This window comes from Polaribacter sp. (assembly GCF_036480315.1).
GTDB lineage: Bacteria > Bacteroidota > Bacteroidia > Flavobacteriales > Flavobacteriaceae > Polaribacter.
Window position 1 is genome coordinate 36,913 of sequence record NZ_JAZGGG010000046.1, and the last position, 15,276, is coordinate 52,188.

Annotated in this window: 13 protein-coding genes and 1 pseudogene; 9 read left to right on the forward strand and 5 right to left on the reverse strand. The window is 30.0% G+C overall.

The annotated features are described in order from the left end of the window. Positions 1-10 precede the first annotated feature (10 nt). Positions 11-1,639: an acyl-CoA carboxylase subunit beta gene (locus tag V3V28_RS09465; RefSeq protein ID WP_331364775.1), complete on the reverse strand. Its 1,629-nt coding sequence runs from the start codon at positions 1,637-1,639 to the stop codon at positions 11-13. 39 nt (positions 1,640-1,678) lie between these two features. Then, positions 1,679-3,163, reverse strand: a complete 1,485-nt coding sequence (locus V3V28_RS09470; RefSeq protein WP_331364776.1) for a helix-turn-helix domain-containing protein — start codon at positions 3,161-3,163, stop codon at positions 1,679-1,681. Between the two features lie 127 nt (positions 3,164-3,290). Here V3V28_RS09470 and aceB point away from each other — a divergent pair, with 127 nt between their 5' ends. Together aceB and V3V28_RS09480 are read left to right on the forward strand one after the other, a co-directional pair. After that, positions 3,291-4,886, forward strand: a complete 1,596-nt coding sequence (gene aceB, locus V3V28_RS09475; protein ID WP_331364777.1) for a malate synthase A — start codon at positions 3,291-3,293, stop codon at positions 4,884-4,886. A gap of 83 nt (positions 4,887-4,969) precedes the next feature. Continuing rightward, a complete protein-coding gene (locus tag V3V28_RS09480; protein WP_331364778.1) occupies positions 4,970-6,595 on the forward strand; it encodes an isocitrate lyase in 1,626 nt (541 codons plus the stop codon). A 68-nt stretch (positions 6,596-6,663) separates the two neighbouring features. On the opposite strand, the pseudogene V3V28_RS14690 reads toward V3V28_RS09480, so the two are convergent. From V3V28_RS14690 to V3V28_RS09490, 3 genes and pseudogenes are all read right to left on the reverse strand, one after another. Next, positions 6,664-6,864 (reverse strand): annotated as a pseudogene (locus V3V28_RS14690) (T9SS type B sorting domain-containing protein); the annotation flags it as partial. A gap of 33 nt (positions 6,865-6,897) precedes the next feature. Further along, entirely contained in the window at positions 6,898-7,452 is a 555-nt protein-coding gene (locus V3V28_RS09485) for a hypothetical protein (RefSeq protein ID WP_331364779.1), read from the reverse strand. Positions 7,453-7,593: 141 nt separating this feature from the next. Continuing rightward, positions 7,594-7,737: a hypothetical protein gene (locus V3V28_RS09490; RefSeq protein ID WP_331364780.1), complete on the reverse strand. Its 144-nt coding sequence runs from the start codon at positions 7,735-7,737 to the stop codon at positions 7,594-7,596. Between the two features lie 206 nt (positions 7,738-7,943). Between V3V28_RS09490 and V3V28_RS09495 the strand changes: the two genes are divergently transcribed. The 7 genes from V3V28_RS09495 to V3V28_RS09525 all read left to right on the forward strand — a co-directional run bounded on the left by V3V28_RS09495 (position 7,944) and on the right by V3V28_RS09525 (position 15,245). Then, complete coding sequence (locus V3V28_RS09495; RefSeq protein ID WP_331364781.1) at positions 7,944-9,284, forward strand: microtubule-binding protein; 1,341 nt, start codon at positions 7,944-7,946, stop codon at positions 9,282-9,284. A 152-nt stretch (positions 9,285-9,436) separates the two neighbouring features. Beyond that, on the forward strand, positions 9,437-10,486 hold the full coding sequence (locus tag V3V28_RS09500; RefSeq protein ID WP_331364782.1) for a hypothetical protein: 1,050 nt from the start codon (positions 9,437-9,439) through the stop codon (positions 10,484-10,486). A 125-nt stretch (positions 10,487-10,611) separates the two neighbouring features. Beyond that, positions 10,612-10,770 (forward strand): four helix bundle protein, encoded by a 159-nt coding sequence (locus V3V28_RS09505; RefSeq protein WP_331364806.1) that lies wholly within the window; start codon positions 10,612-10,614, stop codon positions 10,768-10,770. A 259-nt stretch (positions 10,771-11,029) separates the two neighbouring features. Then, positions 11,030-12,991, forward strand: coding sequence for an AAA family ATPase (locus V3V28_RS09510; RefSeq protein WP_331364783.1), 1,962 nt, complete (start codon positions 11,030-11,032; stop codon positions 12,989-12,991). Continuing rightward, positions 12,981-13,568 (forward strand): NUDIX domain-containing protein, encoded by a 588-nt coding sequence (locus V3V28_RS09515; protein WP_331364784.1) that lies wholly within the window; start codon positions 12,981-12,983, stop codon positions 13,566-13,568. Before V3V28_RS09510 ends, V3V28_RS09515 begins: the two co-directional genes overlap by 11 nt. Before the next feature lie 2 nt (positions 13,569-13,570). Then, the gene (locus tag V3V28_RS09520; protein WP_331364785.1) at positions 13,571-14,017 is read left to right on the forward strand and encodes an RDD family protein; all 447 of its coding nucleotides are present in this window, start codon (positions 13,571-13,573) and stop codon (positions 14,015-14,017) included. Then, the gene (locus V3V28_RS09525) at positions 14,010-15,245 is read left to right on the forward strand and encodes a DUF6638 family protein (RefSeq protein WP_331364786.1); all 1,236 of its coding nucleotides are present in this window, start codon (positions 14,010-14,012) and stop codon (positions 15,243-15,245) included. The genes V3V28_RS09520 and V3V28_RS09525 overlap by 8 nt, the downstream gene beginning before the upstream one ends. Positions 15,246-15,276: the final 31 nt, after the last annotated feature.

A 15,276-nucleotide genomic window follows, 5' to 3' on the forward strand; every position in this document is an offset into this window, starting at 1 on the left:
TAGAATTTATTTATACCTGTAAAATACCCATATTAAATTGTTTTTCAATAGGAGCGTGGTTTGCTGCTTCAATTCCCATAGAAATCCAAGTTCTAGTATCTAGAGGGTTTATAACTGCATCTGTCCAAATTCTTGATGCTGCATAATATGGTGAAACCTGTTCATCATATTTAGATTTTATTTTATTGAATAATTCAGCTTCTTTTTCTGGCGTAATTTCTTCGCCACGTTTTTTAAGAGATGCAGTTTCTATTTGTAATAAAACTTTTGCTGCAGAATTACCACTCATTACTGCTAACTCTGCAGAAGGCCATGCAACGATTAGTCTTGGGTCGTAGGCTTTACCACACATTGCATAATTTCCTGCTCCGTAAGAATTACCAATCACAATTGTGAATTTTGGCACAACAGAATTACTTACTGCGTTTACCATTTTTGCGCCATCTTTTATAATTCCTCCATGTTCAGATTTAGAACCTACCATAAAACCAGTAACATCTTGTAAGAAAATTAAAGGTATTTTCTTTTGATTGCAATTCGCAATAAAACGTGTCGATTTATCAGCTGAATCGTTATAGATTACACCACCGAACTGCATTTCACCTTTTTTGGTTTTTACTAATTTACGCTGATTGGCAACGATACCAACAGCCCAGCCATCAATTCTTGCATAACCAGTTAAAATGGTTTGGCCGTAACCTTCTTTATATTGTTCAAATTCAGAATTATCAACCAAACGTTTGATAATTTCTAACATATTATATTGTGCATTTCTTTCTTTCGGAAGAATTCCAAAAATGTCATCTTCATTTTCTTTTGGTGGAAAAGATTCGGTTTTGCTAAAACCAGCTTTGTTGTAGTCGCCAATTTTATCAACAATAAATTTTATTTTATCTAATGCATCTTTATCATCTTTTGCTTTGTAATCTGTAACTCCAGAAATCTCACAATGTGTTGTTGCGCCACCTAAAGTTTCATTGTCTATCGATTCTCCAATAGCAGCTTTCACCAAATAACTTCCAGCAAGAAAAATACTTGCAGTTTTATCTACAATTAAAGCTTCATCGCTCATAATAGGTAAATAAGCACCACCTGCAACACAACTTCCCATAACTGCGGAAATTTGTGTAATTCCCATACTACTCATTACAGCGTTATTTCTAAAAATACGTCCAAAATGTTCTTTGTCAGGGAAAATTTCATCTTGCATTGGTAAATAAACGCCCGCAGAATCTACCAAATATATGATTGGTAATTTGTTTTCTATGGAAATTTCTTGTGCTCGTAAATTCTTTTTTCCAGTAATAGGAAACCAAGCTCCTGCTTTTACAGTTGCATCATTTGCAACCACAATACATTGTTTCCCTTTTATGTAGCCTATTTTTACAACAACGCCACCAGAAGGGCAGCCACCATGTTCTGCATACATACCTTCACCTGCAAAGGCACCAATCTCTATAGATTTAGCATTGTTGTCTAGAAGATAATCAACACGTTCTCTTGCGGTCATCTTACCTTTTTCGTGTTGCTTGTCAATTCTTTTTTGACCGCCACCCAATTTTACTTTGGCGAAACGTCTTTTTAAATCTGAAACTAAAAGCTTATTATAATCTTCGTTTTTATTGAAGTTGATGTCCATAAAAATGTATGTTTTTTCAGTTGCTAAAATAAGGAAATTTTAGCTGTAAGAGTTAATAATATTGTCAACTGTATTGGCAATTTTTTGGTATTTTTCTTGTTTTTCGAGCCTTGTAGGTTCTGCAACTCTTTCGTCACAATTTTTAACAGCACATGTTTCACAGGTTACACCAACCAATTTTTTTGTAAATGTATTTTCATCAAAGAAATTTAGTTTCTTTTTTAAATGAGGAGATAGTAACATGCCAATACTTACACTTCTATTAATGTTCTTTTTAAAAGGGTCTGTTGTTGCAGATGATAAAACTAAATATTCGTTTTTCTGGTTTACATAAGAAGATATTTGTACGCCAAATGTAGATCTCGTTTTAGAGGAGTTTTCTAAATCTTGAATGGTTTTTATAGAAACCCAACGTCTGCAATAATGCTCATTATTTCTATTTGCTTTAGGAGCTTGTTGTTGCGTTACGTGTAGTTCTTTATTTAACCTATATTCTGATGAATTTTCTTTGTGTGTAAAACGTAAGAAAAATAAATTTTTAATATTGAAATTTTTAGGTAAAATACTAGTCAGTCTTTGGTAAAAAGTTTCTTGAGAACAGTTAAAATGATTAATAATTTTTTGCAATTCTAAAGGGCTCCACTTTTCTAGAGAGAAAAAAATATTTAATTTTTCTGTAAGCGATTTTCTTGGAATAATTAATGCTCCGGCAAAATAAGAGGCAATAAAATTATTTAAAACTTGATCAAAATTTTCAAACTTTATCCATGGAAAAGTATATAGTCGGTCATTTATTTTTAAAAAGTTATAAGCTAATTCTTTTGCGTAAATAAATGTTTTTTGCGCTTCGGAAATATTATTATCTATTAATAATGTTTTGTTTTTCGGGATAAAAATATTTCTTAATTCATCTAAATTTTCATGTTTCGAAAGCTCTTTGTCATCTATTTTGTAACTAAATTCTTCAGTTAAAATATCTTTTAAATCATTAGAAGTTATTTTTTTTGTTAAGTCTAAATGATAAGATTTAGCAAATTTTTCTACATCATTTTCAATCTCTTCAAAATAATTACTATGTGATTCTTGGTAAGAACGTAAGGAGGCTAAAAAAAAACTTTCTCTTGTTAAATTGTAGTTTTGAGAAATTTTAATAATAGTACTGATAAACGCATTTACTTTTGCTGGGGCATTAGCAACAATGTCAATTAGGTTGTTTTCTTTAATTCCGAAAAGCTCTAATGGAATTTCTTTTAAGATTTTAGATTGAAGAATTTCGCCAATTGGCGCTAGGTTTTTATCTAGTTTTAAAGAAACTAAATGATCGTAAGGAACTTCTAGACTTTCAGAAAGCAGTAATATTTTATCTGTTTTTGGATATTTTTTTCCTTTTTCGATTTCGTTTAAATAGGATTTTGATAAACCTGATAATTTCGCTAATCCAAAGAGAGATAAATTTCTTTCTGTTCGTATTTGTTTCAGTTTTAATCCAAAAATTAGGCGAATGTATTCGTCTTCTATCATCATAAATCAAATGTAAGTATAATTAGCGAATTAATAATAAAAAAAATTTTACGCAATTTAGCGAACGTTCGCTTGTGGAGTTCAAAAATAATTTATATCATTGCAGTATAGAAATTAAAACACTCTAATTATGCAAGAAAGTATTATTACAAAAGGAATTGATTTTAAGGGGTTTAAAGTTGATGCGTATCAGGAAATTTTAACAAGTGAAGCAAAAATATTTTTGTTAGAATTACATAAAAATTTTAATAAAAGAAGATTAAAATTATTGGAAAATAGAGAAATTGAGCAAGCATATTTTGATGCAGGTAATCTTCCTTTTTTTCCAAAAGAAACAAAAAACATTAGAGAGTCTGATTGGGTTTGTGCAGAATTACCAGAAGATTTATTAGATAGAAGAGTCGAAATTACTGGGCCAGTTGATAGAAAAATGGTTATCAATGCTTTAAACTCTGGAGCAAAAACTTTTATGGCAGATTTTGAGGATAGCAATTCTCCAAAAATTGAAAATAATTTAGAAGGACAAATCAATTTACGTGATGCAATCAATAAAACGATTTCATTTTATAATGAGAAAAAAGATAAAACGTATGCATTAAATGAAGAAACTGCAACTTTGTTGGTTCGTCCAAGAGGTTTGCATTTAAATGAAAAGCATTTTGTTATTGATGGAGAAGAAATGTCTGGTTCTATGGTGGATTTTGGATTGTACTTTTTTCATAATATAAAAGCTTTGCAAGAACAGAATTCTGCAACTTATTTTTATCTACCAAAATTAGAGCATTATTTGGAAGCTCGTTTTTGGAATGATGTTTTTGTATTTGCACAAGATTACTTATCAATTCCGAAAAAAACAATAAAGGCTACTGTTCTTGTTGAAACAATTACAGCTAGTTTTCAGTTAGATGAAATTATTTTTGAATTGAAAGATCATATGGCTGGTTTAAATTGTGGGCGTTGGGATTACATTTTCTCTTACATCAAAAAATTTAGAAATCATACTGGTTTTATGGTTCCGAATAGAGATCAAGTAACGATGAAAACGCCATTTATGAAAGCATATTCTTTGCTAGTTATTCAAAAATGTCATAAAAGAAATGTACATGCAATGGGAGGGATGGCTGCACAAATTCCGATTAAGAATGATGAAGTTGCTAATGATTTAGCATTTGCAAAAGTGTTTGCAGATAAAGAGCAAGAAGTAAAAAATGGACATGATGGAACTTGGGTTGCACATCCTGGATTAGTTGCTGTAGCAATGAAAGTTTTTAATGAAAATATGACAACTAAAAATCAAATTCATATTGCTAGAAATGATGTAAAAGTAACAGGAGCAGATTTAGTTGAAATGCCAAAAGGAACCGTTACTGAAGAGGGGATTAGAAAAAATATAAATGTTGGTATTTTGTATATAGAGAGTTGGTTGCGTGGAAATGGTGCTGCTGCAATCTATAATTTAATGGAAGATGCTGCAACTGCAGAAATTTCTAGAACGCAAATTTGGTTATGGCTTCAAAATGAAGTAACAATAAATAATGATGAAACTTTTAATTCTAAAACTTATGAAAAATTCAAATCTCAAGAGATTAAAAAAATTAAAAATTATGTTGGAGAAATTGAATTTGATAAAGGTAAATTCAAGGAAGCAATACAGTTATTTGATGAACTTGTTTTAGCAGAAGAATTTGAAGAATTTTTAACATTATCAGCATATAATCATATATAAAAAAATGTCTCGGAACTACTGGAATAGTTCACGAGACGTAATTATCAAAATATAGAAAACCTTAATAATTAAAAATCAAAATTATGAAAAATTTAGCACAAAGCAATTATAGTTCAGCATTAGAGACAGTAAGAAGCTTAAAAGCAAAATATGGTAACTCTTGGAATGCTATCAACTCTGAAAGTGCGGCAAGAATGGTTACTCAAAATCGTTTTAAAACAGGTTTAGATATTGCTAAATATACCGCGGATATTATGAGAAAAGATATGACAGAATACGATGCGGATTCATCTAACTATACACAATCTTTAGGTTGCTGGCATGGTTTTGTTGCACAACAAAAAATGATTGCAGTAAAAAAACATCATAAAACGACTAATAAAAGTTATTTGTATTTATCTGGTTGGATGGTTGCAGCGTTACGTTCAGAATTTGGACCACTACCAGATCAATCTATGCATGAAAAAACAGCAGTTCCTAGCCTTATTGCAGAGATTTATGATTTTTTACGTCAAGCAGATGCTATTGAGTTAAATGATTTATTCAAAAGAAAGGAAAATGGAGAAGATGTGCAGGATCAAATTGATAATTTTGAAACTCACATCGTTCCAATTATTGCAGATATTGATGCTGGTTTTGGAAACGAAGAAGCGACGTATTTATTAACTAAAAAAATGATTGAAGCTGGAGCCTGTGCAATTCAGATTGAAAATCAAGTTTCAGATGCAAAACAATGTGGTCATCAAGATGGAAAAGTAACTGTGCCGCATGAAGATTTTATTGCTAAATTAAACGCAATTAGATATGCATTTTTAGAATTAGGTGTAGATAATGGAATTATTGTAGCAAGAACAGATTCTGAAGGAGCGGGTTTAACACAAAAATTACCTGTAAGTCAAGAAAAAGGTGATTTAGCTTCACAATATTTGGCTTTTGTAGAAGCAGAAGAAATTGCAATTCAAGATGCAAAAGAAGATGATGTTTTGCTTAAGAGAGAAGGTAAATTAGTTCGTCCAGTAAGATTAGCGAATGGATTGTATAAGTTTAAAGAGGGTTCTAATATTGATAGAGTTGTGTTAGATTGTATTACAAGTTTACAAAATGGTGCGGATTTACTTTGGATTGAAACTCCAACTCCTAATGTTCAACAAATTGCTCATATGGTAAATAGAGTTAAGGAAGTTGTGCCAAATGCAAAGTTGGTGTACAATAATTCACCTTCTTTTAATTGGACTTTGAATTTTCGTAATCAAGCTTACGATGAAATGCTTGCAGAAGGAGAAAATATGTCTGAATACGATAGAAATAATTTAATGGACGCAGAATACGATGGTTCAGAATTATGTCATCTTGCTGATGAGAAAATTAAAACTTTTCAAATTGATGGAGCAAGAAAAGCTGGTATTTTTCATCACTTAATTACGTTGCCTACTTATCATACGACTGCTTTGCATATGAATGATTTAACTGAAGGTTATTTTGGGGAAGAAGGGATGTTAGCATATGTAAAAGGAGTTCAAAGGCAAGAAATTAGAAAGGGAGTTTCTTGTGTAAAGCATCAAAGAATGGCAGGTTCTGATCTTGGTGATGACCATAAATCATTTTTTGCTGGAGATAAAGCTTTAAAGGCTGGAGGAGAAAACAATACTTCAAATCAGTTTAAGGAAATGTCAGAAAAGGTAAAAACTAAAGTTGCGAAAGTTGCTTAATAATTTGGGGTATAATTAATTGAAAGATCTCTTTGAAAAAATCAAAGAGATCTTTTTCGTTTTTATGTTTATTTTCTCAACAGTGAGAAATGCCCTGTTTTAAGTATTTGATTTTTTGCTGGATCAGCTGGTATTAATTGAACTTTATACCAGTAATCATCTAAAGAAAGAACTTTACCATTATAGGTTCCGTTCCAGCCTTGACTGTCAATTGGAATTTGAGCAACTAATTTACCGAATCTATTAAATACATTAATACTAATAGTCGTATTATCTTCATGGGTAGCTGTTAAAACATTTTCTCAACCATCAGAATCATCACCATTTACAAAGATATATTCAGAATCAATTTTTGTAACATCTACAATTTGGTCTATTCCATAATCTCTTCCGCCACCATTATGAAAACTACCATTTGCAGAACCAATATTTGTAACTATAGGTTTGTTTGAGGTAATTAAAGTACCAATTAAACCATCTCTATTTATTACATCTTCATCAGCATTTGTAGCAACAATATAGCTTTCTCCTTCATTTAGTTGAATGTTAGAAAAAGGTAAAGTACCCGTGTAATTTTTAATTAAAATTCCTGCAGGTAAATCATCAAAATTAACAACAGTATTATTTTCTGTTGCCATAACTGAAATAAAGTTCAAGTAATTGGATTGTGGGTTTTCATTGGTAAACATTCCTGCTCTAAATGTTTGTCCGAGTGCAGAAGAACCTTTACTTACTAATGCACCAGCTTGTGCACCGCCACCAGCAGAAACTCTTATTGAAACGTAGATTACATCATCTGCTTCAATTATATAACCTTTATCAGAATGAACAACACTTGTTTGTCTTGAGTCTACCAAAAGTTGACTATCGCCATTGGCAATAAATATTTCTTTAGGAGCTGTACTAGAAACAACATTTGTAATATCGTTTGCCGGAAAACCAACTTGTTTTACGGTAAAAGAAACATTCTGGTTGCTAGGTGTAGAAATATAGAAATATTAATCTTCCGGATTTGCATTTCCAGTTTCAGTATAAGTTAATGGCGGTATAAAATGCTTTTTACTTAATTGAGCTTTTAGGTTTTGATGTGTTAAAAAACATAAAAACAAAATCAATATAAATGAGAATTTATTTTTTAACATTATGGTTGCATTTGTAAAAATGAATTAAGGACTAAAAATAGCAAGAAAATCATAAGAATTTAAATAAGTTTAAAAAAGTTTAGACTTTTTGTAACAAAAAAGGTTTAATTGCTACATATATTTAAAGGAAATGTTCTTTTTTTAGAAAAAAAATAACGAAATTGCTACACTTAAAAAAATTGTTCAACTTAAAAAACTAAATATACATGGCTGATGACTTTGACTTATTAGAAACGAATTCAATACAAAAAACAGAAAAAGTAGATGTAAACTGGGGTAAGGCAATAGATACCATGAAATCTAAACTGTCTCAAGAGGAAGATCCAGAAAAGCGTCAGAAAATATTAAACGCAACTTTAGATGATGTTGTAGATATGGCAAAAGAAGACAGAACTTCTTTACTAGATGCTATTAAAGATTTAACAGATTATCAAGATGAAGTAGGTATAAAATTTGAAGGTTTTTCGGCTTTAAATGCAGATGAACAAAAAGTGATTGATGATGCGCAAAAGGCATTAGAAAGAGCAAGAATTGAGTTAGAAGATGCACAGAATAAACCAGATACTTGGTGGAATAATTTGTGGGGAAGAAAGTCTAAAATCAAAAAAGAAGAAATAGAATTTAAAGCTGCAGAAAAAACACGAGCAGGCGCAGATAATAAAGCAAAAGCATTATTTCAAGTTCGTATAGAAAGTGCAGATATTCAAACTTTATTAGGGGAACTTTCTTTTAAATCTCAAGCTGCAGTAACACGTTTAAAAAACAGAGAAGTAGAGATTAAAGAAGTAGAAGAAAAGTTAAAAACAGCGATTGTAGAAGCTTCTAAAAACCATACAAAAGCTTTAGCGAAGAAGAAAGAAGTAGAAGATAAATTAGAGGAGCAATATGCGTTGTTAAAGCAAGCACGTCAAGAATTAGATGAAATTGCAGACAAGCAATCTACAGCATATTCAGAAGCAATTGGTAAAGTAACAACTATTGAGCAAAAAGTAGAAGAATTAGAAGGTCTTAAAAATGCCTATACAACTCTAGCGGCTAGTAAAGATAGTTTTGTGCACAAACATAATTTAACTATTAAAGTATTAACCTCTTTGCGTTCAAATTTACAAACACATAGAGCAAAATTAAAATCTGATACTGAAGAAAGGTTAAAGTATTATGATGGTTATATTGTTGCCTTAAAAGCAAGAACAGACCAAGAGTTTGCAGCGATTTTAGAACATTTAGGCGTAAAAACAGATGAGCATATTGGAGAAACTTTAGCATCTATGCATTCTGCAAGTGCAAGAGCACGTCAAGACATGATGGATAATATTCCTGTTCATGAAAAAGTTATGACAGGTGTTTACAGTACGTACGCAGAAGCTTTACATGAAATTAGAGAGAAAGATCAAGACATTCAAAAGAATTTTGCAGATCGTTATGGAATAGATATGAAAGAAATTTTCGAAGACTATTACAAATCAGATTCAACTGTACCAAAAGGTGATGATAAACCTTCAGGGACTCCAAAAAAGGAATCTTCTAATGACGATTTGTTAGGTTAAAATTATATGGGCGTTACCACGCCCTAAAGCGTGGTAACGCTTTTCATTATATTTTTTTTCGTTCCTCAAAAAAGATGCCATTTCAATCCTTAATGCAAATTTACTTACCAAGACATTTCAATTTAAAAAGCTAAAAGATTATCAATTAATAAATGATTACAACACCTTTAGATTCTGCACTTTTAGATTCAAAAGAACAATATGTTTTTTATCATAAAATGGTAGATTTTGTATTGAAAGAACTTATTGTAAGTGTACAGCAAGAAAAATTATGCACAAAACAAGAGTTATTAATTTTTAAGCAATATTCAGATTTACTTTTATATTCTATTGAAGCCATGCGTATTAAATATATGTATGATGAAGAAGATAATATGAAGGTCGATTTAACAGATTCTGGTTTTCCTAATTATTTAGAATTCAGGTTTTTGTATAACGATTTAGAGTTAAGAAATGATTATTTAGGAAAATTCACAGGTATAGAAACTGTAAAAGAAGAATTTTTAAACACTCTATTACTAAAAAAACAACCAATAAGAAGGTTAGATTTATTTAAAGCTTCTTCTTTACTGTACTATACATCTGTAGAAAAAAAGTATATTTTTAATAGATTTGTTCAGGGTAAAATTTTAGAAGCTCCAAAAGGTGCTAATTATGATTATATGACCAGTTGGAGTTTTTATGACGTAAGTCATAACCGACCATTTATATGTTATATGTATTTCGATTACAAAGGTAAGAGCGCATTAAAAGATAGAGAAAAAATTTATCAAACTTTAAAAGAAACTGCTGATAGAGAAATGTCTTTAGACACAATGGCGTATAATATTGATAGAAAATTGCCAGACATTCAACCAAAACATATTAAAAGAATAGATTTAGGACCTTTTCACAATGTTTTTGCAAAAGATGAAAATGAAATTACACATGCCATTTTGGGCGGAATTTCAAAAAAAGAAATCCCATTAGAATCATATGCTTTATCATTAAAAATTGATGAAGTTTTTTCTGGGGATACTTTTACAGAAGGCGGTTTTTTCTCTAAACAAACCATGCAAAAATGGAGTGAAGTCATCCATCAGAAATATGTTTTTGCACCCCACAGAATTATTCAATTATTACATAGTAGAACTCCAGAAGTTTTACACAAATTAGCAAAACCACCTATTGAATTAGCTAGTTTAAAAATAGATAAAATATAAAATTGGCGGTTTTTCAGTTGACAGTTTTTTAGTTGGCAGTCTTTAGTCAGTGTGAATTTAAATTGATAAAAATAAATACAGTAAAGATATTAGAGTGAATTGCTAACAGAAGACTGAAAACTAAAATATTTCCGAAAGAAGAATTGTTTAGTTTAACTTCTCAAATTGTTCGTTCAAGTCGATCAGTTTGTTCAAATATTTCTGAAGGTTATAGAAAAAGACAATATGAAAAACATTTTAAAAGTAAAATTTCTTATGCTGATTGTGAAAATTCAGAAACTTAATTATGGCTAGATTTTGCATTAGCTTGTGAATATATTTCAGAAGAAAAGAAATTAGATTTACAAATAAAGAGTGAAGAGGTAGGAAAGCTTCTAAACTACATGATGAAAAATCCTGATAAATTTAGGTGAGAAAAAAGTAGGCAGTAAGCAGTATTCAGTTTGCTGTAGATAAATTATAAAAAAAATAAAATAATCACAGTATCGTTAGAAAAGCAGAGTGAACTGCCAACTGAAGACTGCTGACTGAAGACTTAAAACTATGCAACACAACTCAACTTTTCCAATAAAACAAAATGAACTAGACATGCTTCGAGATGAAGCTTCTGGTTATTTAAAAAGTATTCAATGGGAGCAAAGTAACAGAGCTAAAAATAAAGATAATGATTCAAAAAATGATTCTATCTTATTGTATTTGTCTAGAGCAAATTCTGGTTCTAATGTAGAAATTACTTCAGTCTCTAAAACTATATTAGGCTTAAAAAAGAGATTATTACCAGATTCTATTGCAATTCCGGTGTATTTAAATCAGACTTTATATGCAGTACAAGAAGGAATAACTTTAGGGATTTGGATAAAAGATTCTTATTATGATTCTTCTGGTTTATCATCTTTAAACGAAAGAAAATCAACTTTAGATTCTAACGGAAAAAGAGAATACGAAAGTAAATTACATACTGCAACAGCATTTCAGTTATTTTCAACTTGTTATAAAATTTTATACGATTTAAAACCTCATGCTTCAGATGATTTGTCTGTGATGAAACAGAAATTTGCTGGTATTCCAGAAGTTTCATTTATGTCACCTTTAAAAGGAATTGCATGTGCGTTGTTTTATTTTGATAAATATTTAGGACATCCAGATATTGTAAAATCAGATAAAGATGTTATTGATTTTACAGTGGTTTATTTTGAAGCTTTTATAGATGAAATTCAGTTACGAAAAAGTAGTTTAGAATATGTTGAAACAATTGAAGATAGAACGTATAAATTAGAGAAATCTGATTTTGCAGTTTCTGGTTGGAGTAATGTTTTTTCTGGAACTGCAAAAAGTATTGAGTTCAATAAAATTCAGTTTGAGCAAATTGTTGGTAATAAAGACGCAAAACATTTTGCACGTAGATTAACAGAAAGAATGTTGAGTTACGATTTTGAGGCAAAGAAAAATCCATTTCAAGAATTAGGAGGTTTTATGCCTGTTTTTATGGGTTATGGAATTCCAGGAACAGGGAAATCTATGTTAATTGCTGCAATTGCAACTAGATTAAAAGAACATGCAGACAATTTAGAAATCCCGTTTTTATTTCACCCAATGCCAGATACTTTGATTTCTACTTTTCAAGGAGGATCTGCAGAAAAAATGGTAGAATGGATGAAGCCAATGCAAGATCCAACAAAGTTAATTTTTGCGCCAATTGATGATGCAGAAAATAATTTACAAGAAAGAACTGCACAAGGGGTTTCTGCCGGGGTAAAAGAAGTTATAGGTGTTTTCTTACGTTATACCGAAGGCGCTTATGCTGTAAATTATGGTAATTCTTCAATAGGATTATTTACAAATCTACCAGAAATGTTAGATAAAGCAGTAATATCTAGAGTTCAAGGAAGGTTTAAAATTGATGGAGCAAGAACAGAACACGATTTTTTAGATCAAGATTATATTTGGTGGAAAAAGTTTGAAAAAACAATGCCAGATTTTGTGAATATGCAAAATCCTGCTAATTATGAGTTTTTAAAAGACCAAGGTTTATCAAAAAATATGGGTGATGTTTTAGGAGCCATCAACAAACCATCAGAAGAAAGAGTTTTAGAAGCGTATTCTAAAGCAGAAAGTCTCCATAAAACCAGTGATCATTTGTTTTTTGCAAGTTTGTATAAAGAAATTCAAAAGATATTTCCATTCTTTTCATCAAGAGATATTCGAAATATTCAATCTGCAATTTCTTTGCGATTAACAGATTTCGATTTAGAACAAGATTGGTTTGAAAACCCAGAAACGTATTTTAAACAGAAGTACGAAACGAAGTTTAACATGTTGCAAGAGTTAATGAAAAGTAACATGAAAGGTTTAGATTTTTCTGAAATTAGAAGACAAGAAGTTGTACGTTATTTAGATAATGTAGCAACGATTGCAGATACAGATTTTAAGAGAAAAGTAGATTCGAGAGTGAATCAATTAAATATCGATTTAAAAGCGAGAGAGAATTTTGAAGGTGGAAGATAAGAGAGTCAATAACGTTGTTTCAAAAATACTTTCCAATATTTGGGCAAAGTTAGAACAAGTCAGTTTCGATTTTACATTTAAAAATGGAAAAACAGAACGTTTATCGCATGAAGTATATGGGAAAACAGATGGAGTTGCAGTTTTATTATATAATGCAGAAACCCAAAAAGTAGTTTTATCGAAGCAATTTAGAATTCCAATGTATGTTGCTGGTGTAAAAAACGGATTTTCAATTGAGGTTTGTGGAGGTTCAATAGATAAAAATGAATCGCCAGAAACAAGTGTAATAAGAGAAACAAAAGAAGAAATTGGCTACAATATTTCTGAATTAGAAAAAGTAAGTACTGTTTTTTTATCTCCGGGTTTAATGAGAGAGCAAGTCCATTTATATGTTGCAAAATATAAAGACGACGATAAAATTAATTCTGGTGGAGGTTTAGCAGAAGAAAGTGAAGAAATTACCGTTTTAGAAATGTCTTTTTATGAGGCTCTAAAAATGATAGAAAATCGAGAAATTATTGACGCTAGAACAATTATGTTGTTGTATCATTTGAAAATTAAAAAATTGTTAGAATAAGTATGTTAGAAGAATTTGATAATTATTATGCAAGATTTGAAAAAGCAAGTATTGGAAGAAGAATTGCTGCTGCTATAATCGATTTTATTATATATTACTTTGTATGTGTTTTTTTAGCTCTAGTTTTTGGTTCTTCATCTGGCAGTATTTTTAGTTTTCAATTAGAAGGTTTTTCAGCTTTAATTGCATTTCTATTAGGCTTTTTTTTGTGGCCAATAAGTGAAAACTTATGGGGACAAACTACCGGAAAAAGATTTATGGATATAAAAGTTGTAAATAAAAAAAATGAAGCTATTACGCTAATACAAGCTTTTGGGCGTTATTTTATGGGATTTATAGATTGTATTTTATTTATAGGAATTATTGTCGCAGCAGCTAATAAAGATAATCAAAGAATAGGAGATGCCGCAGCAGGAACTTTTGTTGTAAAAAGTAAATATAATGAATAAACTAAAACAAGCAAATTTATTTAGAAGTGAACTAATTCCGGTAAGCGGTAAATTAGTAGAACGCTATAATAAGTGTCTGCAAAAATTAGGTTTTGCAAAAACTAAATTAACATCATTTTCTATTGATGGTATTGGTTGGAGTCCAGAAATAGCAGAAGAAAAAAAAGAAACTTATTATTTAAATAATGGTGAAGCAAATTCACACGGAATTATTATTACACCATTGCAAAAAGGCTTGCCAATTTATAATCCTTTTCATTCTTTCGATAAAGAATTAATGAAGTTAGTCTTTAAAACACATTTAAAAAAGATTAAAAATATTACAAGAGATTCAGCTATTTGTATTGACTTTGATCAAAGTATAGATGTTTTTTATGAACCTTTAGATGTCTTAAAATATAAAGACGTAATTATTAATTTTCATCTAATTGATGATTTAGATAAAGCAAAAGCAACGCAATTAGCACTAATAAAAACGTTTAATAAAGATTATAATTTTATTGATGAAAATTTGCATCAAAAAATAGTAGCATCTGCAAAAAAATATGGCGATTTAAGAACAAGAGATATTACTTTAGATCCAATAATTTTTACAACAGATTCTTTTTATACAAAAGCATTTGGCGGCGTTTATCTTTTAAGAAATTTCATTTCGCCGATCTTAATTTTTGAAACGAAAGAAGCGTATAAAGAAGCAATCAACGACACTACATATAATGTTTTAATGTTTCATATTTCTCAATCAGAATTAATAGCACAATTAAGAGATCATTTAATTATTGAGTGTAATTTAACGCAAGAAGTAATTACAGATAGGTATATAAGAATAAAGAACTTTATATTTTCTGAACATTTAAAAGACACACAACATCCTATAAAAGATATTTTAAATGACAACATGTTATTTAAGAGTTATTTGAATAAAATCGATTTAAAATCTCGAAAAAAAGTAATGAGTGTAGAGCGTTATTTAGAGAAAAAATCAATTAATAAAGATATTAAAATTAAAGATATTGTAGATGAAGAATTTTATTTTTCACTTCAAAAACCACATTCTTCTTTAAGAGCAAATCATCAAGATTTAATTTGGCATTTGTTGGTTAATGTTGCATCAAAAGATGTGTTATTTTTGTATTGGTATGACAAAGAACAATTTTATCAAATTTTTAAAACTTGGGATGAATCTACCCAAGATTGGGTAATAGAAACAATTTGTAACAATTTTTAGAAAAAATAGACTAACTTTATAAAGGCATCAA